This is a genomic window from Variovorax flavidus, from assembly GCF_030317145.1.
Classification (GTDB): Bacteria; Pseudomonadota; Gammaproteobacteria; order Burkholderiales; family Burkholderiaceae_C; genus Variovorax; species Variovorax flavidus.
The window spans coordinates 268246-294081 of sequence record NZ_JASZYE010000003.1 but is presented as its reverse complement, the minus strand read 5'-3'; the positions used below and the strand labels follow the sequence as shown (position 1 = coordinate 294081).

Here is a 25836-nt window from a genome sequence, read left to right as displayed (position 1 = left end):
CGGCGTCAGCCGCGCTTGTAGACGCGGCCGATGGCAGCGGCCAGTTTCAGCGCGAACTGGCGCTTGGCGAGTTCGCCGTCCGAATACACCTTGATCGGCGCGTTGGCGAAGTGGTAGTACCACTTGCTGGCGGCAGTGGGCGGGCGGCCGCGCAAGGCCAGGCGGATGTGGCCGCCGTGCCAGGGCTTGATCGAGCCGATGGCGTGCGAAAGATAGTAGCCGCCGGGCGCGAAATCCATGGCCTCCGGGCCGGCGGTGTTGAGCGGTGCCTCGCAGACCGTGAGGGCGAAGTTGAGAGCGTCCTGGTCCGTCGAATGGAACAGGGCCGCCGAGCCGCCCGACTTGAGTTGCCTGGAGTTGGCGTTGTAGGCCACCACCAGGTCGCACAGGCGGCGCCACAGGTCCAGGAATTCCAGGTGCTGGCGCGAGACTGCAATGAAGCCGGCGTTGTAGTAGCGCTCCAGCGTGCGCCGCGGCGTCGCGCCGTGCGGCTCGAAGAAGCGGTTCCATAGCAGGCGCTTGGGGTGCCGCGCCGGGAAGCACCAGTTGACGTCTTCCGCAAGCGAAATGCCGTCTTCGGTGAACCAGCCCGTGAAGGCGGGCCAGTCGCACTTCAGGACGATGTCCGGGTCGATGTACGCGACCATGGCCGTGGCCGGCGCATGCTTCTCGAACATCTCGCGGATGAAGGTGGGCTTGTAGTAGGTGAAGTGCAGCGGCGTGTCGAGTTCGACCATGCACAGCTTCAGCGTGGGCGCGACTTGCAACTGCCCGGTGGCGCGGTCGAAAGCCGGCGAGTCCACGATCCACCCCGGCAGCACCCCGCGGTAGCCGACCCACAGGTCGCCTTCGTAGCCCGCGGCGATCAGCGAATTCGACAGCGCCGCAACGCCGAAATGGTAGTTCCCCTCGAAGAGCGTGCAGAGCGTGATGTTCATGGATGGACGAGTGAGTGCGCGCCAAGTGTAAACAAATGTTGTACTTTGTCGCGGCACTTTTCATGTGCCATTTGGCGTATTCCAGGCGACCACGCTGCTATTGCGACGCGGCCAGGTCGCGCACATCGTTCTCGTACGACTGCAGGCGGCGCATCGCCTTGTCGCGCTGCGCTGCGCTGGTCTGGTTATGGAACTCGGCGATGTCATGGCAGGCCTCCTGCTGCAACGCCTGCTGCCGGTCACGCCATGGCCCGGGCGGCGGATCGGCGATGCGCAACACGTAGGCATGGATCGCCGCCTGCGCCTCGGCCGGCGGCGTCTTCTGGGCATTGAAGCGGCGCAGCAGCGTCAGCGCCTCCCGCTGGCGCCTCTTGCGCTCCGCATCGAGTTCCTGAGGATCGAACACGGACCGCGCCACCTGCTGCCTGAGCAGGTCGCGCTGCTCCGCATCGAGCCGGCCGTAGAAGTCCTCGCTGCGCTCCACGAACTTCTCGTAGCGCTTCTCATGCTGTTTCTCGACGCTGCGCTCCAGCCAGTCCTTGCGGTAGTCCGCGTTGATCCGCGTGTACTTGCGTTCGAGTTGCTGCAATTGCGATTCGGTCAGGCTCACCGCGACCTCGGCGCCGGCCTGTTCCGCACGTTCCGCCAGGGCCAGCAGCCGGGTGCGGATCTCGTTCACCATGTCGCAGGTCTGCGCGGCCGTCACGTCGCCGGGCGCCAGCGTCTGTGCCTTCCGGAGCAGGCCCAGGATTTTCGGCAGTTCGTTCTGGCGATGCCAGGCCAGCAGCTGGTCCAGTTCGTCGCGCACCCGAGGGGTCTGCGTGCCGTCGAAATCGACATAGCCGTCGAGCCACCAATAGCTGACCTCCGGCAGGTTGTTGTACGCGAGCTTGACCGCGCTGCACGCCGCCAGCGCGGCACCGAGAACCAGCACACCGATAATTCGCGCCAGCTTTGCGCAACGAATCAGGGAAAAAGGCATGAATCAGACTCCGCAGGACAACAACCAGGGACCCGTCGACGTCGTCATCATGGCGGCCGGAAAAGGCACGCGCATGAAGAGCAGCTTGCCGAAAGTGTTGCATCGTTTGGGTGGGCGTGCACTTGTCGCGCACGTGATCGATACCGCAGGGCGCATCGGCGCGCGGAATGTGGTCGTGGTGACGGGCCATGGCGCGACGGATGTCGAGACCGCGCTCGAAGGCGCCGTGGCGGGCGTGGCGCCCCAGTTCGCGCGCCAGGTGCCGCAGCTCGGCACCGGCCACGCCATGCAGCAGGCCGCGCCGCTCCTGCCGGACGATGGCACGGTCGTGGTGTTGTCGGGCGACGTGCCGCTGATCGGCGACGCCACCTTGCGCGCGCTGGTGGCCGAGAGCGCGGGCCGGCGCCTGGCGCTGCTCACCATCTGCGTCGACGAGCCGACGGGCTACGGCCGCATCATCCGCGCGCCGGGTCACGAGGCCGAAGGCGAAGTGCTCGCCATCGTCGAGGAGAAGGACGCGAACGAGGCCCAGCGCGCCATCCGGGAGGTCTACAGCGGTGTCATGGCCGTGCCGACGCGCCTCCTCAGATCCTGGCTCGTCCGGCTCGACAACAAGAATGCGCAGGGCGAGTACTACCTGACCGACGTGGTGGGCTTTGCCACCGTCGACGGCGTTCCGGTCGTCGCGCACCGCACCGACGACGCCTTGCAGGTGGCTGGCGTCAACAGCCCGACGCAGCTCGCGGCGCTCGAACGCGCCTACCAGCGGCGCCAGGCCGACGCGCTGATGGTGCAGGGCGTCCGGCTGGCGGACCCGGCGCGCTTCGACCTGCGCGGCACGCTGGCCTGCGAATCGGATGTCGAGATCGACGTCAACTGCGTCTTCGAAGGCGCCGTGTCGCTGGGCGCCGGCGTGCGCATCGGGGCCAACTGCGTGATCGCCAATGCGCGCATCGAGACCGGGGCAGTGATCCATCCCTTCACCCACATCGACGGCGAGAAGGCCGGCGTGACAGTGGGCGCGGGCTCGCTGGTCGGGCCGTTCGCACGGCTGCGGCCCGGTGCCCGGCTCGGGGCAGAGGTGCACATCGGCAACTTCGTCGAGGTCAAGAACTCGACCCTCGCCGCGGGCGCAAAGGCGAACCACCTTGCGTACCTGGGCGATGCCACGGTCGGCCAGCGCGTCAACTATGGCGCGGGCAGCATCACGGCCAACTACGACGGCGCCTTCAAGCACCGCACGATCATCGGCGACGACGTGCACGTGGGCAGCAATTGCGTGCTGGTCGCACCGGTCACGATCGGTGCCGGCGGCACGATCGGAGGGGGGTCGACGGTGACCAAGAGCACGGAGCCGGGTGCGTTGACGATCTCGCGTGCGCGTCAAACGAGCTTCGCGAACTGGCAGCGGCCGAAGAAGTAGCTCGCCCCCAGGCTTGCTCACTGCGTGTAGCCGCCTACCCCCTGCCGGGGGGCAACACCAGCGGCCCGGCGGAGCCGGTTCCGCGGTGGTTCTGGACTCGCTCCCCCCCTTGCTCAGTGCGCTTGACGGGGGGTTTCAGGTGGGCAGGGGCACCCGGGGGGCGAACTTGGCGCGCTTGATGCTGAAGAAGGCTTTCACGTTGCGCACGTTGGCGTCGTTGGTGAAGAGGCGCTGCGCGAGCGCCTGGTAGGCCGGCATGTCGCGCACCGTGACGACGAGAACGAAATCCGGGCCGGGCGAGACGCGATAGCACTGCTGCACCGCGTCGTCCGGGGCGACGCGCTGCTCGAAGGCGTCGAGCGCCGAGGCGTCCTGCCGGTCCAGCGAGACCTCGACCACGGCCGTGAGCAGAGGGCCGACGCGGTCGGCGCTCAGGATCGCGACTTCGCTTTCGATCCATCCCCCCTCGCGAAGGCGGCGCACCCGGCGCAGGCAGGTGGGCGGCGAGATGCTGAAGCGCTCCGCGAGTGACTGGTTGCTTTGGGATGCGTCGGTTTGCAGCGCGTCCAGCAGCCGCAGATCGGTTGAATCCAAGTCTGAAAATTTCATCACCAAGACAATGATGGAATATAAATTCACTTACTGTCAAATGGGAAATATCAGATCAAAAGTGTCAGAAAACTGATTAAAACTTTCAGTCACGTCGACCTACCATCGCTCAACTTTCAATCGCAGGAGCAGTTCCCATGTGTGGCATCGTCGGCGCCGTTTCCGGTCGCAATATCGTTCCCGTCCTCGTGCAGGGCCTGCAGCGTCTCGAGTACCGGGGCTACGACTCCTGCGGCGTGGCGGTCTACGCGGGTGGCTTGCAGCGCGCCCGCACCACTTCGCGCGTGGCCGAATTGCTGACGCAGGTGCGGGACGACCGCATCGAAGGCACCACCGGCATCGCCCACACGCGCTGGGCCACGCACGGCGCGCCCGTGGTGCACAATGCGCATCCCCATTTCAGCCACGGCCCTGGCACGGATGCGGAAGTCGCGCGGCCCGGGCGGGTGGCGCTGGTGCACAACGGCATCATCGAGAACCACGAATCCCTGCGCGCCGCGCTGCAGGCCAAGGGCTATGTCTTCGCGAGCCAGACCGATACCGAGGTCATCGCGCACCTGATCGACAGCCACTACGACGGTGACCTGTTCGAAGCCGTGAAGGCGAGCGTCAAGCAACTTCAGGGCGCCTACGCCATCGCCGCGATCTGCCGCGACGAGCCGCATCGCGTGGTCGGTGCACGTGCCGGTTCGCCGCTGATCCTTGGCGTCGGCAAGGAAGAGGGCGAGAACTTTCTTGCGAGCGATGCCATGGCGCTGGCCGGCGTGACCGACCAGATCGTCTACCTCGAAGAGGGCGACGTGGTGGACCTCCAGCCGGGCAAGTACTGGATCGTCGACCGCGCACACAAGCCTGTCAGCCGCGCCGTGCGCACGGTGCAGGCGCACAGCGGCGCGGCCGAACTCGGACCGTATCGCCACTACATGCAGAAGGAAATCTTCGAGCAGCCACGCGCGATCGCGGACACGCTCGAAGGCGTGGAAGGCATCGTCCCCGAGCTCTTCGATGGCATCGGTGCCGACGGCGCACCGGGCGCTGCCGCCTGGCGCGTTTTCGACGAGATCGACAACGTGCTGATCCTGGCCTGCGGCACCAGCTACTACAGCGGCTGCACGGCCAAGTACTGGCTCGAAAGCATCGCGAAGATCCCGACGCAGGTCGAGATCGCGAGCGAATACCGTTACCGCGACTCCGTGCCTGACCCGAAGACGCTGGTCGTGACCATCAGCCAGTCCGGCGAGACGGCCGACACGCTGGCCGCGCTCAAGCACGCCCGATCGCTAGGCATGGAGCACACCCTCACCATCTGCAACGTCGCGACCAGCGCGATGGTGCGCGAGTGCAAGCTGGCCTACATCACGCGCGCCGGCGTGGAGATCGGCGTGGCATCGACCAAGGCCTTCACGACGCAGCTCGCGGGGCTCTTCCTGCTCACGCTGGCGCTGGCGCAGTCCAAGGGCCGCCTGCCTGAAGCCGACGAGGCGCGCTACCTGAAGGAGATGCGGCACCTGCCGGTGGCGCTGCAATCCGTGCTCGCGCTGGAGCCGCAGATCATCAGCTGGGCGGAAGACTTCGCGCGCAAGGAGAACGCACTCTTCCTCGGCCGCGGCCTGCACTACCCGATCGCGCTAGAAGGCGCGCTCAAGCTCAAGGAAGTGACCTACATCCACGCCGAGGCCTACGCGGCCGGCGAACTCAAGCACGGCCCGCTCGCACTGGTCACGAGCGAGATGCCCGTGGTGGCCGTGGCGCCCAACGACTCGCTGCTCGAAAAGCTCAAGAGCAACCTGCAGGAAGTCCGCGCGCGCGGCGGTGTGCTCTACGTGCTGGCCGATGGCGACACGCACATCGAGAGCAGCGAGGGCATCCACGTGATCCGCATGCCGGAGCACTACGGGGCACTGTCGCCGCTGTTGCACGTCGTGCCGCTGCAGTTGCTGGCGTATCACACGGCATGTGCGCGTGGGACGGATGTGGACAAGCCGCGGAATCTGGCGAAGAGCGTGACGGTGGAATAGGGCGCGCAGCCTGCGAGAGAGGAGGGGCGGCGTGATTGCATAAATGGAGTTGGCGCGTCCCGCAGTTATTCGATCACCTCGTCCGCGCGCCTCAGGAGCGACCGCGGAATCGAGATGCCCAGTGCCGTCGCAGTCTTGAGGTTGATGCTCAGTTTGAATCTGTCAGGCTGTTCGATCGGCACATTGCCAGGCCACGCCCCCTTGAGAATCTTGTCAACATGCCTCGCGGAGCGTCGAGCAAGGTCGAAGATGTCGGTGCCGTAGCTCATCAGGAATCCCGCCTGCGTCATCTGTGGAAACACGCTGATCGACGGCAAACGGTCGCGCAAGGCGAGCTCTGCGAGACGCGACCGGTAAGACAGGGAAGTAGCAAAGAGTGCTTGGGCCTCGCCCTGCCGCGCGAGGCTGAACGCTGCGTCGAAGTCCTTCGATCCTCCGACCTCCAGGACTTGAAATTCCAACCCTAGCACCGCCCCCAGCCGCCGGGCGCCGGCATTGAGCTGCATCATTTCCGCGTCCCCTACTCCGACTGGCTCATAGAACTGGGCCACCCGGATCAGCCCTGGGCACGCTTCCTTCAGAAATTCAAACGACTTCCGAATGGATTCGGGGCGCACGACAGTAAAGCCTGTCATGTTGAAGCTGGGAAACGGGATGGATTGGGCCCAGCCCTCCTGGACCGGATCGTTGCCGGACACCGTCACGATTGGAATGCTGCTGGTGACCTTCTTCGCGGCTTGGCGCGCCTGTGGAGAAAAGGCGACTATGAGGTCCACGTTCGATTGAACCAGCCCGGCGGCCTGCCCCGCGAGTTGGGCCGTTTGACCCTTGGCATCGTGGACCTCGACCAGGATGTTTTCTCCTTCCAGATACCCCAGTTCTCGCAATCCTTGTCTGAATCCGGCAAAGCGGGGGTCTGGGTCGGCATCGGAGGGGGTGCCAGGATACGAAAGGACCCCGATCCGTGGCTTACGGCTGCGGGTCTGCGCGCCGGCACATGTCGGCGCTGCGAAGACGCTGACGACCAGCGCGAGCATCCAGCGGCGGCGGTCCTCCCTCGAACTGCTCGCAGGAATCTCTTGTGCTATTTCAGCATCAGCAGGCGAGCGTCTTTCAGGCATCACTTGTCCTTGAACGGGTTCGCGACGTACGCGAAACGTCATTCAGATCAATTGCTTGGTCGCCGGAATCGAACTTGAGGGGTGCGGGACTGCAATTGGCCATTCTGCGCCAGCGGAAAGGCCATCGGTACCCCTGGTTCGCACGCCGAGTGGGTTCGGGGGCGAGGCTTTCGCGATTTCGGAGGTGCGCTGATGGAGGGTTCGGTGGCGGGAGAGATTGTGGTTGCGCTTAGTTCGGGCTACGCTCTCGAGGCGCGATGGGGCGCTCGCCGGTTGCGATTGTGCGAGAGGAGAGGACATGCTGAAGCGCACGCTGTTGATCGGCGCCCTGTGTTGCGGGGCTGAGGCCATGTATGCCCAAGGCGGTGCGCAGAAGCCTCCAAAGGTCCACCGCAACGGCTATATCTCGGCAGCCGCTGACCTTGAGCATTTTCAAGAAGCAATGCAAAAGCTGGGCTACGTCGAGGGGGTCAATACAGTCTTGGTGGTGAGGATGGCAAGAGGCCGCCTTGACCTGCTGCCAATCATGGCAGCCGACATCGTGAGGCTGCAGGTCGAGGTCATCGTGGCGGCCAGTCCACCGGCGATTCAGGCCGCCAGGAACGCTACGTCAACGATCCCGATAGTGATGGCCATGACCTCGGTAGATCCGGTGCGATCTGGATTCGTCGCCAGTCTGGCACGCCCCGGAGGCAACATTACAGGCGTCGCCATGATCTCGGATGTCATCGCTGGAAAACGGCTCGAACTCCTGAGCGCAGTGCTGCCAGGGTCGAGGCCCATCGCCATCCTCACGCAGACCGGGCATACGGCAGGCCCGGGTCAAGTCGAGGCGGCGAATGTGGCCGCCCGTTCACTGGGGAAAGAGCTGCTCGTATTCGAAGTCCACGGCGCCAAGGATTACGAGTCGGCGATATCGCAAGCTGCGAGCCGGGCGGCGGGACTCTTTGTCGTGTCCAACCCGACTTTTTTCGACGATCGCGAGGCCATTGCGGCGCTTGCCTTGCGGAATCGCCTAGCGACACTTTGTGAGTGGCGAGAGATGGCAGCAGTTGGATGCCTCATGGCCTACGGCCCCAGCGTGGAGGTGCTTCATCATCACGTTGCCACCTTTGTGGATCGAATCTTGCGCGGCGCGCGCGCGAGCGATCTGCCGGTGGAGATGCCGATGAAGTTCGATCTCACGATCAACATGACGACCGCCAGGGCCTTGGGAATCAACATTGACAAGTCGCTGCTGATACGGGCCCAGTTGATCCATTGAGGCCTCTAGGTATCGATCGCGGGTCGCATCGCGCCGTCCCGGTCCATGGCTGCAAAACGCGGGCTTCAGGCCGGTTGCAGTCGTTCGACTTCACGCAGCGACGGGACGCTTCGCCGCGGAATCGGGTGCAACCCTTCTACTGCTTGCGCCACCGCGAAGCGATGCGCTTCAGCACCCCGACCCCGCCCTTGGGGTCGGTGCCGATCGGACGATCGCGATACAGCTCGCGCAGTTCGCCGAGGACCTCGTTCAAGGCGGCCATGTTTCGTTCGCTGTAGATCCAGACGCCGGTGACGACGAAGTGCCCCGGGATGGCCGAGGGCACGGGGGCGACCCGAACGTTGTCGATTCCGATGCGATGCATGATCTCCGCCCGATCGGCCGCGTGTTGCGATCCGCCGGCGAGAAGCTCCACGGGACGCGAGAAAGCGAAGCTCACCGCCTGCACCTGGTGAAAGTGCTCGACGACGAAGGCGCAGATCTCCAGGAAGACGAGCCGCCCCAGATGACGGCCTTCCTCGACCTCTCCGAGAGACGGCGTGAAATGCTCGACGCGAATCTCCGACCCCGACGGGCTGACCGGCACCGGGTCCAGGGTGCAAAGCAGTTCCGTGCCATCGTGTACGAGCATCGGGTCGCCGAGCTTGTACTTCACGCCGTGCGGGCCTGTGATCCGAAGTTTCTTCAAGTTCATGCTGCGCGCGAAAGTCAGGCCCTATGCGAGCTCCGCGCTGCCACTCCGCCTCTGTATGAAGGGGCGACTTTAATGGGAACGGGAGCCGCGCCACGGCGCCGACGCGACATCCACGGGCGCGAACCTGACGGAATTCACGCGTTGCCCCGCCATCGGCCGGGGCGACCGCGAAACTAGCAAAGGTGCAGATGCCCGCCGTGCAGAGCGATGTATTGCACGTAGTTGCGCCACGCCTCCTGGGCCGCCCGGGCGCTTGTCTTCGCCGCTTCGATGGCCTGGTCGGGCGCGGGAGCGCCGTCGTCCTTCAGGAACACCCTGAATGCCTCGTTCGCTGCGCGCTGTGCCCGGCGGGCCAATGCGTCTGCTCTCGTCGCCGCGGCCCTCAACTGGGCTGCATCATCATTGAACGGTTCCATGAAGCCTCTCCTAGTACGAAATAGGTTCTCATTTCTATGGGGCCAGTTTAGGAGTGCGGTGGAAATTGGGAAGGCGCCTGAAGCGATATGCGGGAAGGAATACTGCATGCTCATACAGCAGGCGGGCGGCTATTCAGGCGCCGTGCCCGCTGCACAATCGAAGCGTGCCCCAAGCCCTGACCGACCTGCCACCGAAGCCCTATTGGCTCTACCTCCTGGAATGCAAGGACGGCGTGTACTACGCCGGAATCGCGCTCGACGTGGAACAGCGCTTCTTCCAGCATGTCTTCGGACTGGGCGCCAGATTCACCCGCGCGCGGCCTCCCGTGCGGGTGCTTGCGGCCCGCGAATATCCCAGCAAGGGTGATGCATTGCGGGCGGAACTCAGGCTCAAGGCACTGCCGCGCGACAGGAAGCTGGCGTTCTTCGACGCCGTCGCATAGTCAGGTTCTTGCGCTCGCCACGACGCGAGTCAAGCCGCGGGTACTGCAGCGCCCACCTGCTCGTACACCGCCATCTCGAAACCGACCAGTGTCTCGACGACCGGCATGTCGAAGAAGGGCAGCACCTGCGTCATCAGTATCCCGCCGATGCCTTTCGTGCGGTCGATCCAGTAGTAGGAGTTGAAGACGCCGGCCCAGTCGCCGGTTCCGTTGCTGCGCATGCCCGGCAGGTCGGCCAGCGTGAGATGAAAGCCCAGGCCCCAGGACTGCGGAACCGGAAGCGCAGGCACGTCGTTCGACAGCTCGGGCATCGCGGACTTCAGCAGCGTCGGCAGCTGGATGGGGCTCAGGTGATCTTGCAGCGCCATCTGCACGGTGGCGGGATTGAGGATGCCCGCGCCGTCGTTCAGCCAGGCCTGCACGAAGCGGCCATAGTCCTGCGCCGTTCCGTAGGAGCCGTGGCCGGCGGCGTCCCACTCCGAGGTGGGCGGCAAGTCGTGCGGCGAGGGCGCGAGCTTGCCGTCGGCCTGACGCTGCATCACGCGCAGCAGCCTTTCGCGCTGTTCGGCGCCGGGTGCGAAGGTCGAGTCGTTCATGCCCAACGGGCCGTAGATGAATTGCCGCAGGTAGCTGCCAAGACTCTGCCCCGAGAGCTTCTCGACGACGAGCCCGAGCCAGTCGGTGTTGACGCCGTACTCCCACGCGGTGCCCGGGTCGTTGACCATGGGCACCGACAGGCTGCGCTTCAGGCCCGACAGGGGGTTGGGCTCCCCTGTCAGGGCGTGGTAGCGGAGCAGCTTGTCGTTGAGGAAGAAGTACCCCAGGCCGGCTGAGTGCGTCATGAGCTGGCGCACCGTGGCCTTGCTGGCTGGCGGCCGGAGGATGGGCTTGTCGCCGTCGAAGCCGTCCAGCACGGACAGCTCGCCGAACTCCGGCAGGATGGATTCAACGGTGGCGTCGAGGCTCAGCCGTCCCTGTTCGACGAGCTGCAGTGCCGCCGTCGTGGCCACGGCCTTCGTCATCGAAGCGTTGCGGAACAAGGTGCGCTCGCCCGCTTCGCCGGCCGCATGATGGAACAGCTGTCCGTTGCGGTCGACCACCACCGCCGCAACGCCGTGCAGGGCACCCTTCGATACAGCGCTGTCCAGTAGTGCCACGATGGCCGAACCGTTGAATGCCATGGTCGTCTCCGATGTTCAGGGGAGGTGAGCCCGCAGGCGGATTCGTGCGGGAACGGGCGGAACATTCTGCGCCCAAACAGGCGGGCTGCACTGGCCACGCCGCTCACGCCCGATCGTCCGCACATCGCCAATTCGGTGGATGCAGTTCGCCGTGGACGGCGCCTCTAATGAGTCTCCCGGACTTGATCGCCCGGGACACCAGAGCAGGGGAGAGACCATGGCGACCACCTACCGCATTCATCCCGCGATCGGCATCGCGCGCGTCGGCAACAGCGACGAGTTCTTCATCGGGCCCGAGCGCATCGGCGAGCGGCCCGATCCGAGCGGCGGCTTCAAGGACTCCCAGTGCCGCGTGAAGCGGCAAGCGGCACGATTCCGCGTCTTCGCGCATCACGACGACGGCAGCTTCAACGAGGTGACCGATGCCGAGGCCGAGATCAGCTGGACCGTGCATCTCGCCAACCGCAAGGCCGCCTACCCCGGACGTGGCAACGACCCGGCCGGCGATCTCGTGATCGACCCCGGCCCGCGCAGCACGAACGGCCCCAACCAGCAGCAGCTATTCGACACCGGCACGATCCGCTTCACCGGCGAGCCGACGACGGCCGTGGCGCTCGGCGAGATCCGCAGCGACACGCAGAACCGCCTGCTGGTCCTCGCCGGTTCGGGCCGGTCCGCCTCGCCGGGCGGCAATGCAATCGTCAGTTTCTGGGGCAACGTCGGATGGTTCGATGACATCGCGGACGGTCCGGTATCGGCCTCGATCACCCTGAACGCGGACGGCAGCACGCCAGCCGTCACGGGCGCCTGGGTCATCACCGCGCCGCCGAAGTTCGCGCCGCATCAGGACACCCCCACGACCCTGTGGGACCGCCTGCTGCAAGCCATGGCCACGGCAGGGCTGGCGACCGAGCCGACGACGACCGCGTACACGCGCGACGTGCAGCCCTTCCTGCAGCGTGCGCGCGACATCCGGTGGGTCTATCCCGTCAATGCGTCGAAGCACACCTGGGCCGACCCGGTGCTCGACCCGGCGGTACGCACCGCGGTGCTGAGCCGCGTGAGGCCCAACGGCAACATGCCGGCGCTGGCGGGGTCCGACCCCGGACCGACGCAGATCCAGCTGGCGCACCTGGAACGCTGGGAGGCCGGCAACTTCCTCAACGACTGGGGCGTCGCGCCGGTGGTCGAGCCGGACATCACCCCCGGGGGACTGGACCGCGCGGCGCTGGAGGCCTGCGTCGGCGGTTCGTTCTATCCCGGCATCGAGGCCGGCGGCCGTGATCCCTCCAACCGGCCGATCCTGTTCGCCACGAACTATGTCGAGGCGTTTCGCGTGGACCAAGCGAGCGTGTTGCCCGGCACGATGAGCGCTTCGATGGCCCTGCCGTGGCAGGCGGACTTCAAGGACTGCGCCGGCAGCTGGTGGCCCGTGCCGCGACCGTCGATGGTCACACCCGAGGGCACGACCACTGCGCAAGACTGGGCGCGCGGCGTCACCAACTACGAGGAGATGGTCGCCAACTGGCACAAGCTCGGCTTCGTGGTGGAGCAGGGTGCCCAGCACGTGGAAGTCGAGCGCTGCGACACGGCGTCGATCACGCTGCTGACCCCGCACCTCCACTTCATCGACGTGCCGCAGGGACCGATGGGCATGGTGCGCGAGCAGCCCCTCGCGATCACCTTCGAGGTCAGCGCGCCGAGTGCCTCGGTCACCTTCGACTATGCGCCCGGGGGCGCGCTGTCGCATGCGCAGCTGCTGCCGGGCAACACCAGCGTCACCGTCGGGCCGACGGGCGGGGCCGGCATCGCCACCGCGCAGCTGTGGGTCATCTACCGGACCGGCGCGGCGCCGTCGTCGATCCCCACGCAGACCGTCACGGTGCAGGCCACCGGCGGCCAGAGCTGGACGATCACCATCGACGCCAACACCATCGCGCGCAAGACGGCGGCGGTCGCCCTGGTGCTGGACCGCTCCGGCAGCATGTCGGACGACCGCGGCGACGGCCAGACCAAGCATGCCTCCCTGCAGCAGGCGGCCGAGATCTTCGTCGACGTGATGCTCGAGGGCGACGGGGTGGGTCTGGTCCGCTATGACAGCGACGCGCAGGTCGTGCAACCCGTCAAGATGCTCGGCGCCGGCGGCATCAGCGACACGAACCGCGCCGACACCATCGATCTCATCCGCGGCAACAGTTTCGATCCGGCCGGCGCGACGAGCATCGGCGACGGCATCTTCGAAGGCCGCCAGATCCTGGACAGCGCAGGCACCTTCGACGTCAAGGCGCTGGTCGTGCTGACCGACGGCATCGAGAACCAACCGCGCTGGATCGCGGACGTGGCGCCGGAGATCAACGAACACACCTACGCGATCGGACTGGGCACGCCGCAGAACACCAGTGCGGCGGCCCTGCAGAACATCTCGGGCAACAACGGCGGCTTCCTGCTGATCACCGGCGCGATCGGCCAGCAGAACCGCTTCCTGCTGCAGAAGTATTTCCTCCAGATCCTGGCCGGCGTCGGCAACGCCGAGGTCGTGCTCGACCCCGACGGCGAGATCGCACCGGGGCAGGTGCAGCGCATACCCTTCCAGTTGACCGATGCGGATGCCGGCGTCGACGTGATCCTGCTGAGTCCCTTCGCGGAACTGCTCGACTTCCGGCTGCAGGCGCCCTCGGGTCGCATCATCGAGCCGTGGCGCGCGATGAGCGAGCCGACCATGCGCTGGGTGCTCGGCCGCGGCGTCGCCTACTACCGCCTCGTGCTGCCCACACAGCTGTTGCCGATGCGATTCGACCAGGCCGGCACCTGGCACGCGGTGCTGACGATCGGCCGGCCGCGCACCAGGCCGACGGAGGGCCGCGAGGACGGCATCGACCTGTCGATCCTGCGCGGCCTGCACGCCGACGCGCGGCAGCGCGCGAGACCGCCGAGGCCCGCAGCCCTGCCCAACGAGCAACTGCGCAGCTTCGAGGTGGCGCAGGACTATGAACGCGGTGCGCCGGCAGGCGCCATCCCGCGGCTCGCCGGTGTCGGCGCAGGCGACACGGAGCAGCGCCGCACGCTGCCCTACAGCCTCGTGGTGCACAGCTACTCCGACATCTCCCTGCAAGCGGAAGCGCACCAGGGCGGGTGGGAGCCGGGTGCGATGGTGCGGCTGGCCGCGACGCTGACGCAATCGGCCGTGCCGCTGCAAAGCCCGAGCAGCGTCTGGGTCGAGATCACGCGCCCGGACGGCAGCCGGTTGCAAGTCCCCCTGCAGGAGACGGAGGCGGGCCGCTTTGCTGCCGAGTTCCGCGCGGATTCCGGAGGCGTCTACCGGCTGCGGGTGCGCGCGCATGGCCGCAGCCGCGCCGGTCAGGCCTTCAACCGAGAGCGCACGCTGACGGTGGCGGTCTGGCGCGGCGGGGACCGCGATGCCGAGGGCGGCGGCCGGCCGCCGGGCGGAGGCGCACACCACGACCTGTGCGACTGGGTGGCGTGCGTGCTGAAGGAGGGCGGCGTGATCTCGCCCGAACTCGAGAAGCGCCTGCTGGAGGCTGGCCTCGACCTGCGCCAGCTCCGCAAGTGCATGGCGGGCGCATGCCGCGACGACGCGCCGCGCACCGACCGATGAACGCGGCTGAACTGCAGGACGTGGCGATCGTCGGCGCCGGGCCGGCCGGGGCGGCGCTGGCACGCCGGCTGGCACTCGACGGCCGCAAGGTCGTGCTCATCGAGGCATCCCGCTTCGATCGCGCGCGCATCGGCGAAAGCCTCTCGCCCGACATTCAACCCGAGCTTCTCGGCCTCGGCCTGCGGGACCGCTTCCTGGCGCTGAAGCCGCTGCCGTCGTGGGGCACCCGAAGCATCTGGGGCGAGCCCGCAGCGCAGGCTCGCTCGCACCTGACCAGCCCGTGGTGCAGCGGCTGGCACGTCGACCGTACTGCCTTCGACCTCATGCTCGCCGAGGCCGCACGGGAAACCGGCGTGCAGTGGATCGAGGCTTGCAGGGTGCGCGCCGTGCGGCACGACGGTACGGCATGGTGCGTCCACGCCGGAGGCAACGTGTGGCGCTCGCGCTGGATCGTCGACGCGACCGGGCGCAGCGCGCGCATCGCACGGGGCATCGGTGCGCGCCGGATGCTGTTCGATTCGCTCGTGGGCATCGCGGCGGTATGTGCCGACCCGGGCCATGCCGAACGTCATCACCTTCTCGTGGAGGCGGTGGAAGACGGGTGGTGGTACTCGGCCCCGCTGCCCGGCGGCCCGGCACCGTCCACGATCGCGATGCTGATGACGGACGGCGACCTGTGCGCCCGCGCCGCCCTGCATCGCGCGGACGGATGGCGTGCAGCCATGGCACGCAGCGTGGCCACGCGATGCCGCGTGGACGCCGCGGCCTGCGGCGCGCCGCGGGTGCACCTTGCCCACAGCCACCGGCTGCTGCGTCCGACGGTGCCTGCACCGGGGCCGTGGCTGGCAGTGGGCGATGCCTCGCTGGCCGTGGATCCGCTGTCCGGCAGTGGCGTGCTGCGAGCGCTTCGGCACGCGCGCGAAGCGGCCACCGTCATCGGTGAAGCGATCGAACGGCCCGCACACGTGGATGAGTTGATCGCGTCCTTCGACGCCGTTCGCGACAGCGAGTGCACGGACTACCTCATCGAGCGGGCGCAGCACTACGCGGTCGAGCAGCGCTTCGAATCTCCGTTCTGGCGGCGGCGCTCACGAGCCCCTGCCGGTCCGGCTGCGGCCATCGACAAGCCGCACGCCGCCGCGCTCTAGCCGACCTTGCTCCGGCGCTGCCGGCGCTCGCCGGTGCGGGGGCGCACGAGCCCGTCGTGGCCGTGCCGCTGCGGGTAACCCCGATACCGATTCTTCGAAAAATTGACCACGGTCAAGCCGCATTCCGCCATTGGCGTCGCAGCATCAGCACCCATCGGAACTTGGGATCAGGTTCCGCGAAAAAGAACAACGTGATTCCACGACTTACAGGAGACAACATGATCAAGAGCCTCTTCTCGCGCCCGCAGTTTCGCGCCGCAAGGACTTCCGCCGTCGCCGTCTCGGTCATGGCGGCACTGCTTGCAGTGGCAGCGCCCGCCTTTGCGTGGGAGCCGACCAAGCCCGTCGAGTTCATCGTTCCTGCCGGGACAGGCGGAGGGGCCGACCAGATGGCGCGCCTGATGCAGGGCATCATCGTCAAGCACAAGTTGATGAAGGAGCCGCTCATCGTCGTCAACAAGTCGGGAGGCGCCGGCGCCGAAGGCTTCCTGGCGGTCAAGGAAGCCAAGGGCGACCCGCACAAGATCATCATTTCGCTGTCGAACCTGTTCACCACGCCCATGGCGACCGGCGTGCCCTTCAACTGGAAGGACATGAGTCCGGTCGCGATGATGGCGCTGGACCAGTTCGTCCTGTGGACGAATGCCAGCGAGCCCTACAAGAACGCCAGCGAGTACATCGCGGCCGTCAAGGCGGCGGGGCCGAACAAGTTCAAGATGGGCGGCACGGGCTCCAAGCAGGAAGACCAGATCATCACGGTCGCACTCGAGAAGGCGACCGGCACCAAGTTCATCTACGTGCCCTTCAAGGGCGGCGGCGAGGTCGCTGTGCAGTTGGTGGGCAATCACATCAACTCGACCGTGAACAACCCGATCGAGGCGGTGGCCCAGTGGCGGGCCGGCCAGCTTCGCCCGCTGTGCGTCTTCGACGCCCAGCGCATGCCGTTCAAGGGCAAGGTCACCGACACCATGTCCTGGAATGACATCCCGACCTGCAAGGAGGCCGGCGTGCCGACCGACTACACGATGCTGCGCGGCATCTTCATGCCTTCCGGCGTGACGGCCGAGCAGCGCGCCTTCTATGTCGATCTGCTGACCAAGATCACCGCGACGCCGGATTGGAAGGAATACATGGAGAAGGGCGCCTTCAACCCGACCTTCATGACCGGCGACGCCTTTGCCAAGTGGCTCGGCGAGGCCGAGGCGACCCATCGCACGCTCATGACCGAAGCCGGATTCATGGCAGGCGCGAGCAAGTAGACCGGCGTCCTGCCGGCCGTCCCCACGGGCGTGTGTCCAAGGCACCCCGCCCGTCTTCTCCCCCTATCGATTGGAGGCTCCATGGAGCAGAGCGAAGATTCGGTTGCCGCCCCGCGCACTGGCATCGCGACCTATGTGGTCGACGCCGTCATCGCATTGGTCCTGCTGGCCATCGGCATCGTGGTGATCGTCGAGAGCCGCCGGCTGGGTGCCGGCTGGACCAGCGATGGCCCGGGCTCTGGCTACTTCCCCTTCTGGATCGGCGTGATCGTGGTCGTGTCGGCCGTGGGAATCTTCTACCAGGCCGTGCTCGGCAAGAACAGGAACACCGAGGTGTTCGTCGATCCGGTGCAGTTGAAGCGGGTGATGTCGGTGCTGTTGCCTGCAACGGTGTACGTGCTCGCTGTCGCCTTTCTCGGGCTGTACGTTGCATCGGCGATCTACATCGCGCTGTTCATGATCTTCCTGGGCCACTACTCCCCCGTGAAGAGCACCCTGGTGGCGGTTGTCGTCAACGTGGTCTTCTTCCTGATGTTCGAAGTGTGGTTCAAGGTGCCGCTCTTCAAAGGCTCGCTCGACCCCCTTCGTTTTCTCGGCTACTGAGTTCCTAGGAGAACGCACACCATGGAAGAAGTCAGTGCCCTGATACAGGGCTTTTCGGTGATCCTCACCCCCATGAACATCCTCCTGATGTTCGTCGGGATCATTCTCGGGGTGCTCATCGGCGTGTTGCCCGGCCTGGGCGGCGCCAACGGGGTGGCCATCCTGCTGCCGCTCACCTTCACGATGTCGCCGACCTCGGCCATCATCATGCTGTCGTGCATCTACTGGGGTGCGTTGTTCGGCGGGGCCATCACCTCGATCCTGTTCAACATTCCCGGCGAGCCGTGGTCCGTGGCGACCACCTTCGACGGCTACCCGATGGCGCAGAACGGACGCGCCGGCGCTGCGCTGACGGCTGCGTTCACCTCGTCGTTCGTGGGCGCCTTTGTCGCGGTCGTCATGATCACCTTCATGGCGCCGCTGGTCGCCAAGTTCGCGCTCAAGTTCGGTTCGCCCGAGTTCTTCGCGGTGTACCTCCTGACCTTCTGCAGCTTCGTCGGGATGGGGAAAGGGTCGCCCTTCAAGATCCTGGCGTCGATGGCGCTCGGCTTCGCGCTGGCCAGCGTGGGGATGGATACCGTGACGGGTCAGTTGCGGCTCACGTTCGGCCAGGACGAACTGATGCGTGGCTTCGACTTCCTGATCGCCGTGATCGGCCTCTTCGGCATCGGCGAAATCCTGTTGTCGATGGAAGAGGGGCTGAAGTTCTCCGGCAAGTCCGCCAGAATCGACCCCAAGGTCGTGCTGGAGACCTGGAAGCAGCTCCCGAAATACTGGGTCACCTCATTGCGCAGCGCGCTGGTCGGCATCTGGATGGGCATCACCCCGGGCGGCGCCACCCCGGCTTCGTTCATGAGCTACGGCTTGGCGAAGAAGATGTCGCGCAAGGGGGCCAAGTTCGGCACCGGCGAGATGGAAGGTGTCGTCGCGCCGGAAACCGCGGCGCACGCTGCCGGAACTAGTGCACTGCTGCCGATGCTGGCGCTCGGGATTCCCGGCTCGCCTACGGCAGCCGTGCTGCTGGGCGGCCTGCTGATCTGGGGCCTGCAGCCGGGCCCGCTGCTGTTCGTCGAGCAGAAGGACTTCGTCTGGGGCCTGATCGCCAGCATGTACCTCGGCAACATCGTCGGGCTCATCGTGGTCCTGAGCACGGTGCCGTTGTTCGCGTCGATCCTGCGCATTCCGTTCTCGATCATCGCGCCGGTCATCATTGTCATCTGTGCCATCGGCGCCTACACGGTGCACAACGCGATGCTCGACATCTGGTTCATGCTGGGCTTCGGCATCGTGGGCTACCTGTTCAAGAAGCTCGACTTCCCGCTGGCGCCGCTCGTGCTCGCACTCGTGCTCGGCGACAAGGCCGAGGACTCGTTCCGGCAGGCGATGCTGGTCTCGCAGGGCGACGTCATGATCATGTTCTCGAACCCGCTGGTCGGCACGATCACGACACTCGCGCTGACGCTGCTGTTCTGGCCCCTGATCTCGAAGGCCTGGGGGCTGATCAGGCCGATCAAGGTGGACGAGCTGGCCGCCGAGCGTCCGCTGGATTGAACAGGGAGCCGACATGCCAGTCATCGCCATGACACAGGAGATGGGTTCGCTCGCCAAGGACGTCTCGGTCGAGCTTGCCCAGTCCCTCGGATTGAAGATCGTGCGCCACGAGATCGCCGAGCACGTGGCCAACCGGATGCACGTGCCGCAAAGCCTCATCGGCCGCCTGCGCGAGGGCAAGGCAGGGCTGGTCGAGCGCCTGACCACCGACCAGCGCAGCGTGGCCCTGTACACGGCCGAGGAGCTGTACGACCTGGCCGACCGCGGCGATGTCGTACTGCGGGGCTGGGGTGCAACCTGCCTGTTGCGCCCGGTGCCGCACGTGGTGTCGGTGCGGATCACGCGCTCGCTGCGCAAGCGCGTCGAATGGTTGATGCGCGATCTCGAAACCGATGACGCCGAATTCGCCGAGGCCGAGATTCGCCGCAGCGACCAGGCCCATGCGTCGCGCATGCACGAGCAGTTCGGCGTCACCTGGGGTGACCCGCTGCTCTACGACCTGGTCCTGAACACCGACCGGGTTTCGGTGCAAAGCTGCGTGGAGCAGATCAGTCTTCTGATGCGCCGTCCGGAGTTTGCCGAGACCGCCGAGTCGCGCGCGCTCCTGTCCGGCATGGCCCTGGCGGCGCGCGTGCGCGTGGCATTGAAGGACCATCCGGCGACGCGCGCCATCAGCATCACCGTCGAGGCGAACAAGGGGCGCATCACCCTGCGCGGCATCGTGCTCGACGATGAAGAGCGGACACAGACGCAAAGCGTCGCCGCGGACGTCGCCGGCGTCACCGACGTCGACAACCAGCTCAAGCTGATGGCGACGACACGGCGCTTCGCGTCGTCCAAGCAGACCTGAGCGGACCGCCGCGCATCAGATCTTGCCGCGCTTCTTGAGCCGACTGAGCGTCTCGGCCGAGAGGTTGAGGTATGAGGCCAGTTCCTTGCTGGGGATGCGGTCCATCAGCTCCGCGTGCTTGCGGATGAAGCGGTGCACGCGTCCGGGCGCATCCAGCAGGTGCAGGGTGATGGTGTGCGCCATGATTTCGCTCATCCCCCGCATCACCGTGAACTCGAACAGTTCCTTCGCGTGCGGCCGCTTCTTCAGGAACTCGACCCATTCCTGCAAGGGCAGGCTCGCGACGCGCGCCTTGGTCACGCAGACGATGCCGTAGGGCGTGGGCGTGCCCAGCCGAAAGGCGGCGTAGCTGGTCTCCATGTCGTGCTCGTTGGCGAAGCGCAGGATCATCTCCTTGCCTTGCGCATTGCTCACGACCCGCTTGAGGATGCCGTCGAGGATGAAGTACTGCTCCATCTCGCGCACGCCCTGACTGAGAAGGAATTCGCCCTTGTTGCCGTCCACGATGGTGAGGTGGGCCTCCAGCTCGGCGCGGTCGCTGTCGCTCAAGTCCTTGAGCAGGACGTTCTGCCGAAGCTGGACACGAATGACGTTGTGTTCTGGGTGATTCGAAAGAAGGGTCACTTCGCTCTCGTGGGGTTTTCCCCGCGTTCTGATTTTCCGAAAGTTGACCGAGGTCAACGGCCGGACAGGGGACGCCGAATGATAGTCCTGCCACGACACACGGTTTTGAACTCAAGGAGACATGATGTCCGCTGTCCTGGCCACCCCGCCGGCAACCTCGCAAGAACAAGAAGAACCGACGACGATCGACGGATTCCACCTGGTCATCGATGCGCTCAAGCTCAACGGTATCGACACGATCTTCGGATTGCCCGGCATCCCGATCACCGACCTCACCCGCATGGCGCAGGCCGAAGGCATCCGGGTCATTTCGTTCCGCCACGAGCAGCATGCGGGCAATGCGGCGGCAGCCGCGGGCTTCCTCACGCAGAAGCCGGGGATCTGCCTCACTGTTTCCGCGCCGGGCTTTCTCAACGGCCTGACGGCGCTGGCCAATGCCACCACCAATTGCTTCCCGATGATCCTGATCAGCGGGTCGAGCGAACGCGAGATCGTCGACCTGCAGCAGGGCGACTACGAGGAGATGGACCAGCTTGCCATTGCCAAGCCGCTGTGCAAGGCCGCCTACCGGGTGCTGCACGCGCAGGACATCGGCGTCGGCATCGCGCGGGCCATCCGCGCCGCGGTGTCGGGCCGGCCGGGCGGTGTCTACCTGGACCTGCCCGCAAAGCTGTTTGCCCAGACCATGGAGGCTGGCGCCGGCCAGAGGTCGTTGATCCGCGTGGTCGACCCCGCGCCCCGGCAGATTCCTGCGACCGACGCAGTGCGGCGCGCACTCGACCTGCTCAAGTCGGCGAAGAAGCCCCTGATCCTTCTGGGCAAGGGGGCCGCCTATGCGCAGGCCGATGCCGACATCCGCGCGCTGGTCGAGCAGACCGGCATCCCCTACCTGCCGATGTCGATGGCCAAGGGCCTGCTGCCGGATACGCATGCGCAATCCGCCGCGGCCGCGCGCTCCTACGTCCTGCAGGAAGCCGACGTCGTGATGCTGATCGGCGCACGCCTCAACTGGCTGCTGTCGCACGGCAAGGGCAAGACCTGGGGCGGGCCGAAGCAGTTCATCCAGGTCGACATCGCGCCGACGGAAATCGACAGCAACGTCGCCATTGCCGCGCCGGTGATCGGTGACATCGGCTCCTGCGTCGCGGCGCTGCTCGCGGGCATGGGCAGCGGCTGGGCCAAGCCTCCGGCCGATTGGACCGCCGCGATCGACGAGCGCAAGGACAAGAACCTGTCGAAGATGGCTGTGACCCTGGCGGCCCGGCCCTCGCCGATGAACTTCCAGAGCGCGCTGAGCGTGATCCGCGATGCGGTGAAGGCGCGGCCCGACGCCATCGTCGTCAACGAGGGCGCCAACACGCTGGACTTCGCCCGCAGCATTGTCGACATGTACGAGCCGCGCAAGCGCCTCGATGTGGGCACCTGGGGAATCATGGGCATCGGCATGGGCTTTGCCGTCGCCGCGGCGGTGGTGACCGGCAAGCCGGTGATCGCCATCGAGGGGGACAGCGCCTTCGGCTTCAGCGGCATGGAGGTGGAAACGATCTGCCGCTACAACCTGCCGGTCTGCGTCGTCGTCTTCAACAACAACGGGGTCTACCGCGGCACCGATGTCAACGCCAGCGGCGGCGCGGATGTTGCGCCGACCGTGTTCGTCAAGAACGCGCGCTACGACAAGCTGATGGAAGCCTTCGGCGGCGTCGGCGTGAACGCCACGACCGCGGACGAACTGCAGCGCGGCCTGGCCGAAGCCATCGCTTCCGGCAAGCCCACGCTGATCAACGCCGTGATCGACGAGACCGCCGGCACCGAGAGCGGTCGCATCACCAGTCTGAACCCCAGCGCGGCGAAGAAGAAGTAATTCAAGTCAAACCCAGGAGATCGTGAACATGAGCAGCAACCACAAACCACTGAGCAACATCAAGATCATCGACTTCACCCACGTGCAGGCCGGGCCGGCGTGCACCCAGATGCTCGCCTGGTTCGGTGCGGACGTGATCAAGGTCGAGCGCCCGGGCTCCGGCGACGTCACGCGCACGCAACTGCGCGACATCCCGGACGTCGATGCGCTGTACTTCACCATGCTCAACAGCAACAAGCGCTCGCTGACGCTGGACACCAAGCAGCCGGAAGGGAAGCTCGTGCTGGAGAAGCTGATCCGCGAGTCGGATGTGCTCGTGGAGAACTTCGGCCCCGGCGCGCTGGACCGCATGGGCTTCACATGGGAGCGCATCCAGGAGCTCAACCCCAAGATGATCGTCGCCTCGGTCAAGGGATTCAGCGACGGGCACCACTACGACGACCTCAAGGTCTATGAGAACGTCGCGCAGTGCGCTGGCGGCGCGGCCTCGACCACTGGCTTCTGGGACGGCCCGCCGACCGTGAGCGCCGCCGCCCTGGGCGACAGCAACACGGGCATGCATCTCGCCATCGGCATCCTGACCGCCATCATTGGCCGCGAGCAGACCGGCAAGGGCCAGCGCGTGGCCTGCGCGATGCAGGACGCCGTGCTCAACCTCTGCCGCGTGAAGATGCGGGATCAGCTGCGCCTGGACAAACTCGGCTATCTGGAGGAGTACCCGCAGTACCCCCATGGAACCTTCAGCGACGTCGTGCCACGCGGCGGCAATGCAGGCGGGGGCGGCCAGCCGGGCTGGGTGCTCAAGTGCAAGGGCTGGGAGACCGATCCCAATGCGTACATCTACTTCACCGTGCAAGGGCACGCATGGGCGCCGATCTGCGATGCCATCGGCAAGCCCGAGTGGAAGACCGACCCCGACTACATGACGCCCAAGGCGCGCCAGCCGCACATCACCGACATCTTCGCGACCATCGAGGGATGGCTGGCCGACAAGACCAAGTTCGAGGCGGTGGACATCCTGCGCAAGTTCGACATCCCCTGCGCGCCGGTGCTGACCATGAAGGAACTGCTGCACGACCCGTCGCTGCGTGCCAGCGGCTCGATCGTCGAAGTGCCGCACAAGGAACGCGGCAGCTACTACACCGTGGGCAGCCCGATCAAGTTCTCGGACCTGAAGCCCGAGATCACGGCTTCGCCGCTGCTGGGCGAGCACACTGACGAAGTCCTCGCCGAGCTGGGCTACAGCAGCTCGCAGATCAGCGAGTTGCGCTCAACGAAGGCGGTGTGACCGCCGGGACACGTCGTCGCACGGTCGATGTGTCCTTGGGCGGCACCCGCGATGGGTGCCGTTTTCGTTTGAATGAAGAAAAAGGAGCCAGCCCCATGAACACGAACATCGACTGCCAGGCACTCATCGCGGCGGTGGGCGACGCGATCATCGCGTCCGACGCCAGTGGCGCCATCACGCTGTGGAACGCGGGTGCCGAGCGCATGTTCGGCTACACGGAGAGCGAGGCGCTCGGCCGCTCGCTCGACCTCATCACGCCGGAACGTTTGCGACAGCGGCACTGGGACGGCTATCACAAGGCCATGGATACTGGCACCACGAAATACGGCAATGACCTGCTGCGCGTACCGGCCACGCACAAGGACGGGCGCTCGATGTCCATCGCTTTCACGGTGGCCATGCTCTTCACGCCCGAGGGGGCTGTGAGCGCGGTCGTGGCTGTCATTCGTGACGAGACCCAACGCTTCCAAGACGAGCGCGCGCTTCGCAAACGCCTGGCGGAACTCGAAGGATTGGCGGCGGCGGATCACTAGGCAAAACCACAGAGACAGAGACCGGAGACCCCCGTATGAGCAAAGCGCTGGAAGGCTATCGAATCCTTGATTTCACCCACGTCCAGTCAGGTCCGACCTGCACGCAGTTGCTGGCCTGGTTCGGCGCCGACGTGATCAAGGTCGAGCGGGCCGGCGAGGGCGACGCCACCCGCGGACAGCTGCGCGACATTCCGGACGTGGACAGCCTCTACTTCACGATGCTCAACCACAACAAGCGCTCGATCACGGTCGACACCAAGAAGCCCAAGGGACGGGAGGTGCTGGAGACCCTGATCAAGCACTGCGACGTGCTGGTGGAGAACTTCGCGCCCGGCGCGCTCGACCGGATGGGCTTCACGTGGGAGCGCATCCATGAACTCAACCCGAGGATGGTGGTGGCCTCGGTGAAGGGCTTCGGCCCGGGCAAGTACCAGGACTGCAAGGTGTACGAGAACGTGGCGCAGTGCGCCGGCGGTTCGGCGTCGACTTCGGGCTTCGACGACGGTCCGCCGATGGTCACCGGCGCCCAGATCGGCGACAGCGGCACCGGCCTGCACCTGGCGCTGGGCATCCTGGCGGCGCTGCTCCAGCGGCACAACACCGGGCGCGGGCAGAAGGTGCTGGCGCCGATGCAGGACGCTGTGCTGAACCTGTGCCGCGTCAAGCTGCGCGACCAGCAGCGGCTGGAACGCACCGGGACGATGCACGAGTACCCGCAGTACCCGGACGGCACCTTCGGCGAAGCCGTGCCGCGCGCCGGCAATGCATCGGGCGGCGGCCAGCCGGGCTCGATCCTCAAGTGCAAGGGCTGGGAGACCGATCCCAACGCCTACATCTACTTCATCACGCAAGCGGCCGTGTGGCCCGCGGTGTGCAAGGTCATCGGCGAGGAGGGCTGGATCACCGACGAGGCCTATGCCACGCCGGCTGCGCGGCTGTTGCACCTGAAGCCCATCTTTGCGCGCATCGAGAAGTGGACGATGACCAAGGACAAGCTCGAGGCCATGGACATCCTCAACGCCTACGACATTCCGTGCGGCCCCATCCTGTCGATGAAGGAGATCGCCGAAGACGAGTCGTTGCGCGAAAGCGGAACCATCGTGGAGGTCGACCATCCGACGCGCGGCCGCTACCTGACGGTGGGCAACCCCATCAAGATGTCCGACAGCCCGACGCACGTGAAGCGCTCGCCGCTGCTGGGCGAGCACACGGCAGAGGTGCTCGCGCAACTCGGCTACAGCCAGTCGCAGATCGAGGCATTGCGCGAAGAGCGCGTGATCTGAGTCATCAGCCATCGGGCAGAGCAATGACCCCTCATGCATAACTCTTGCGTAATGCTCTGCAAAGAATTCTTTAACTATCAATTATTTCTGCAGATTCCTACAGTTGACCGTTAGTCCCAGTTCGACTCAAG

Annotated in this window: 22 protein-coding genes; 14 read left to right on the top strand and 8 right to left on the bottom strand. The window is 66.0% G+C overall.

Going from position 1 to position 25836, the window contains the following annotated elements:
- Window positions 1-5 precede the first annotated feature (5 nt).
- Together QTH90_RS16660 and QTH90_RS16655 are read right to left on the bottom strand one after the other, a co-directional pair.
- Window positions 6-938, bottom strand: coding sequence for a hypothetical protein (locus tag QTH90_RS16660; RefSeq protein WP_286665680.1), 933 nt, complete (start codon window positions 936-938; stop codon window positions 6-8).
- 97 nt (window positions 939-1035) lie between these two features.
- Window positions 1036-1920 carry a DUF6279 family lipoprotein gene (locus QTH90_RS16655; RefSeq protein WP_286665679.1) on the bottom strand — a complete coding sequence of 295 codons (885 nt, stop codon included), beginning with the start codon at window positions 1918-1920 and terminating at the stop codon, window positions 1036-1038.
- On the opposite strand from QTH90_RS16655, the gene glmU reads away from it, so the two are divergent.
- Window positions 1919-3343 (top strand): bifunctional UDP-N-acetylglucosamine diphosphorylase/glucosamine-1-phosphate N-acetyltransferase GlmU, encoded by a 1425-nt coding sequence (gene glmU / locus QTH90_RS16650; RefSeq protein WP_286665678.1) that lies wholly within the window; start codon window positions 1919-1921, stop codon window positions 3341-3343. The two genes, QTH90_RS16655 and glmU, sit on opposite strands and share 2 nt — an antisense overlap.
- Before the next feature lie 135 nt (window positions 3344-3478).
- Here the strand turns inward: glmU and QTH90_RS16645 are convergent, their stop codons facing one another.
- Complete coding sequence (locus QTH90_RS16645; protein WP_286665677.1) at window positions 3479-3952, bottom strand: Lrp/AsnC family transcriptional regulator; 474 nt, start codon at window positions 3950-3952, stop codon at window positions 3479-3481.
- 137 nt (window positions 3953-4089) lie between these two features.
- Here QTH90_RS16645 and glmS point away from each other — a divergent pair, with 137 nt between their 5' ends.
- Window positions 4090-5970: a glutamine--fructose-6-phosphate transaminase (isomerizing) gene (gene glmS / locus QTH90_RS16640; RefSeq protein WP_286665676.1), complete on the top strand. Its 1881-nt coding sequence runs from the start codon at window positions 4090-4092 to the stop codon at window positions 5968-5970.
- A 65-nt stretch (window positions 5971-6035) separates the two neighbouring features.
- Here glmS and QTH90_RS16635 read toward each other — a convergent pair whose 3' ends face one another.
- Window positions 6036-7091: an ABC transporter substrate-binding protein gene (locus QTH90_RS16635; RefSeq protein ID WP_286665675.1), complete on the bottom strand. Its 1056-nt coding sequence runs from the start codon at window positions 7089-7091 to the stop codon at window positions 6036-6038.
- 298 nt (window positions 7092-7389) lie between these two features.
- Here QTH90_RS16635 and QTH90_RS16630 point away from each other — a divergent pair, with 298 nt between their 5' ends.
- The gene (locus QTH90_RS16630) at window positions 7390-8355 is read left to right on the top strand and encodes an ABC transporter substrate-binding protein (protein WP_286665674.1); all 966 of its coding nucleotides are present in this window, start codon (window positions 7390-7392) and stop codon (window positions 8353-8355) included.
- A 136-nt stretch (window positions 8356-8491) separates the two neighbouring features.
- On the opposite strand, the gene QTH90_RS16625 is transcribed toward QTH90_RS16630, so the two are convergent.
- Both QTH90_RS16625 and QTH90_RS16620 read right to left on the bottom strand, forming a co-directional pair.
- Window positions 8492-9049, bottom strand: coding sequence for a hypothetical protein (locus QTH90_RS16625; protein WP_286665673.1), 558 nt, complete (start codon window positions 9047-9049; stop codon window positions 8492-8494).
- A gap of 173 nt (window positions 9050-9222) precedes the next feature.
- Window positions 9223-9465 (bottom strand): hypothetical protein, encoded by a 243-nt coding sequence (locus QTH90_RS16620; RefSeq protein ID WP_286665672.1) that lies wholly within the window; start codon window positions 9463-9465, stop codon window positions 9223-9225.
- Between the two features lie 164 nt (window positions 9466-9629).
- Between QTH90_RS16620 and QTH90_RS16615 the strand changes: the two genes are divergently transcribed.
- Window positions 9630-9908 (top strand): GIY-YIG nuclease family protein, encoded by a 279-nt coding sequence (locus QTH90_RS16615; protein ID WP_286665671.1) that lies wholly within the window; start codon window positions 9630-9632, stop codon window positions 9906-9908.
- 29 nt (window positions 9909-9937) lie between these two features.
- Here the strand turns inward: QTH90_RS16615 and QTH90_RS16610 are convergent, their stop codons facing one another.
- Window positions 9938-11089 (bottom strand): serine hydrolase domain-containing protein, encoded by a 1152-nt coding sequence (locus QTH90_RS16610; protein ID WP_286665670.1) that lies wholly within the window; start codon window positions 11087-11089, stop codon window positions 9938-9940.
- Window positions 11090-11306: 217 nt separating this feature from the next.
- Here QTH90_RS16610 and QTH90_RS16605 point away from each other — a divergent pair, with 217 nt between their 5' ends.
- The 6 genes from QTH90_RS16605 (at window position 11307) to QTH90_RS16580 (ending at window position 20116) form a co-directional block, all read left to right on the top strand.
- Entirely contained in the window at window positions 11307-14705 is a 3399-nt protein-coding gene (locus tag QTH90_RS16605; RefSeq protein ID WP_286665669.1) for a LodA/GoxA family CTQ-dependent oxidase, read from the top strand.
- The gene (locus QTH90_RS16600) at window positions 14672-15853 is read left to right on the top strand and encodes an NAD(P)/FAD-dependent oxidoreductase (RefSeq protein WP_286665668.1); all 1182 of its coding nucleotides are present in this window, start codon (window positions 14672-14674) and stop codon (window positions 15851-15853) included. Before QTH90_RS16605 ends, QTH90_RS16600 begins: the two co-directional genes overlap by 34 nt.
- A gap of 218 nt (window positions 15854-16071) precedes the next feature.
- On the top strand, window positions 16072-17112 hold the full coding sequence (locus QTH90_RS16595; protein ID WP_286665667.1) for a Bug family tripartite tricarboxylate transporter substrate binding protein: 1041 nt from the start codon (window positions 16072-16074) through the stop codon (window positions 17110-17112).
- Between the two features lie 81 nt (window positions 17113-17193).
- Window positions 17194-17715 carry a tripartite tricarboxylate transporter TctB family protein gene (locus tag QTH90_RS16590; protein WP_286665666.1) on the top strand — a complete coding sequence of 174 codons (522 nt, stop codon included), beginning with the start codon at window positions 17194-17196 and terminating at the stop codon, window positions 17713-17715.
- Window positions 17716-17736: 21 nt separating this feature from the next.
- Window positions 17737-19266 carry a tripartite tricarboxylate transporter permease gene (locus QTH90_RS16585; RefSeq protein ID WP_286665665.1) on the top strand — a complete coding sequence of 510 codons (1530 nt, stop codon included), beginning with the start codon at window positions 17737-17739 and terminating at the stop codon, window positions 19264-19266.
- A gap of 13 nt (window positions 19267-19279) precedes the next feature.
- Window positions 19280-20116: a cytidylate kinase family protein gene (locus QTH90_RS16580; protein ID WP_286665664.1), complete on the top strand. Its 837-nt coding sequence runs from the start codon at window positions 19280-19282 to the stop codon at window positions 20114-20116.
- Between the two features lie 15 nt (window positions 20117-20131).
- On the opposite strand, the gene QTH90_RS16575 is transcribed toward QTH90_RS16580, so the two are convergent.
- A complete protein-coding gene (locus tag QTH90_RS16575) occupies window positions 20132-20740 on the bottom strand; it encodes a Crp/Fnr family transcriptional regulator (protein WP_286568101.1) in 609 nt (202 codons plus the stop codon).
- 124 nt (window positions 20741-20864) lie between these two features.
- On the opposite strand from QTH90_RS16575, the gene oxc reads away from it, so the two are divergent.
- The 4 genes from oxc (at window position 20865) to frc (QTH90_RS16555) (ending at window position 25705) form a co-directional block, all read left to right on the top strand.
- Entirely contained in the window at window positions 20865-22601 is a 1737-nt protein-coding gene (oxc, locus tag QTH90_RS16570; RefSeq protein ID WP_286665663.1) for an oxalyl-CoA decarboxylase, read from the top strand.
- 28 nt (window positions 22602-22629) lie between these two features.
- Window positions 22630-23889, top strand: a complete 1260-nt coding sequence (gene frc, locus QTH90_RS16565) for a formyl-CoA transferase (protein ID WP_286665662.1) — start codon at window positions 22630-22632, stop codon at window positions 23887-23889.
- 95 nt (window positions 23890-23984) lie between these two features.
- Window positions 23985-24422, top strand: coding sequence for a PAS domain-containing protein (locus QTH90_RS16560; protein ID WP_286665661.1), 438 nt, complete (start codon window positions 23985-23987; stop codon window positions 24420-24422).
- Between the two features lie 35 nt (window positions 24423-24457).
- The gene (gene frc, locus QTH90_RS16555) at window positions 24458-25705 is read left to right on the top strand and encodes a formyl-CoA transferase (protein ID WP_286665660.1); all 1248 of its coding nucleotides are present in this window, start codon (window positions 24458-24460) and stop codon (window positions 25703-25705) included.
- The last annotated feature ends 131 nt before the right edge of the window (window positions 25706-25836 follow it).

What these genes read in the sequence shown, in the direction of transcription:
- glmS (WP_286665676.1), top strand. Translation starts at nt 4,090, where the DNA reads ATGTGTGGCATCGTCGGCGCCGTTTCCGGTCGCAATATCGTTCCCGTC.
- QTH90_RS16635 (WP_286665675.1), bottom strand. Translation starts at nt 7,091, where the DNA reads ATGCCTGAAAGACGCTCGCCTGCTGATGCTGAAATAGCACAAGAGATT.
- QTH90_RS16595 (WP_286665667.1), top strand. Translation starts at nt 16,072, where the DNA reads ATGATCAAGAGCCTCTTCTCGCGCCCGCAGTTTCGCGCCGCAAGGACT.
- oxc (WP_286665663.1), top strand. Translation starts at nt 20,865, where the DNA reads ATGTCCGCTGTCCTGGCCACCCCGCCGGCAACCTCGCAAGAACAAGAA.
- QTH90_RS16600 (WP_286665668.1), top strand. Translation starts at nt 14,672, where the DNA reads ATGCCGCGACGACGCGCCGCGCACCGACCGATGAACGCGGCTGAACTG.
- frc (WP_286665662.1), top strand. Translation starts at nt 22,630, where the DNA reads ATGAGCAGCAACCACAAACCACTGAGCAACATCAAGATCATCGACTTC.
- QTH90_RS16645 (WP_286665677.1), bottom strand. Translation starts at nt 3,952, where the DNA reads ATGAAATTTTCAGACTTGGATTCAACCGATCTGCGGCTGCTGGACGCG.
- QTH90_RS16620 (WP_286665672.1), bottom strand. Translation starts at nt 9,465, where the DNA reads ATGGAACCGTTCAATGATGATGCAGCCCAGTTGAGGGCCGCGGCGACG.
- QTH90_RS16660 (WP_286665680.1), bottom strand. Translation starts at nt 938, where the DNA reads ATGAACATCACGCTCTGCACGCTCTTCGAGGGGAACTACCATTTCGGC.
- QTH90_RS16585 (WP_286665665.1), top strand. Translation starts at nt 17,737, where the DNA reads ATGGAAGAAGTCAGTGCCCTGATACAGGGCTTTTCGGTGATCCTCACC.
- glmU (WP_286665678.1), top strand. Translation starts at nt 1,919, where the DNA reads ATGAATCAGACTCCGCAGGACAACAACCAGGGACCCGTCGACGTCGTC.
- QTH90_RS16580 (WP_286665664.1), top strand. Translation starts at nt 19,280, where the DNA reads ATGCCAGTCATCGCCATGACACAGGAGATGGGTTCGCTCGCCAAGGAC.
- QTH90_RS16610 (WP_286665670.1), bottom strand. Translation starts at nt 11,089, where the DNA reads ATGGCATTCAACGGTTCGGCCATCGTGGCACTACTGGACAGCGCTGTA.
- QTH90_RS16560 (WP_286665661.1), top strand. Translation starts at nt 23,985, where the DNA reads ATGAACACGAACATCGACTGCCAGGCACTCATCGCGGCGGTGGGCGAC.
- QTH90_RS16655 (WP_286665679.1), bottom strand. Translation starts at nt 1,920, where the DNA reads ATGCCTTTTTCCCTGATTCGTTGCGCAAAGCTGGCGCGAATTATCGGT.
- QTH90_RS16625 (WP_286665673.1), bottom strand. Translation starts at nt 9,049, where the DNA reads ATGAACTTGAAGAAACTTCGGATCACAGGCCCGCACGGCGTGAAGTAC.
- frc (WP_286665660.1), top strand. Translation starts at nt 24,458, where the DNA reads ATGAGCAAAGCGCTGGAAGGCTATCGAATCCTTGATTTCACCCACGTC.
- QTH90_RS16605 (WP_286665669.1), top strand. Translation starts at nt 11,307, where the DNA reads ATGGCGACCACCTACCGCATTCATCCCGCGATCGGCATCGCGCGCGTC.
- QTH90_RS16590 (WP_286665666.1), top strand. Translation starts at nt 17,194, where the DNA reads ATGGAGCAGAGCGAAGATTCGGTTGCCGCCCCGCGCACTGGCATCGCG.
- QTH90_RS16630 (WP_286665674.1), top strand. Translation starts at nt 7,390, where the DNA reads ATGCTGAAGCGCACGCTGTTGATCGGCGCCCTGTGTTGCGGGGCTGAG.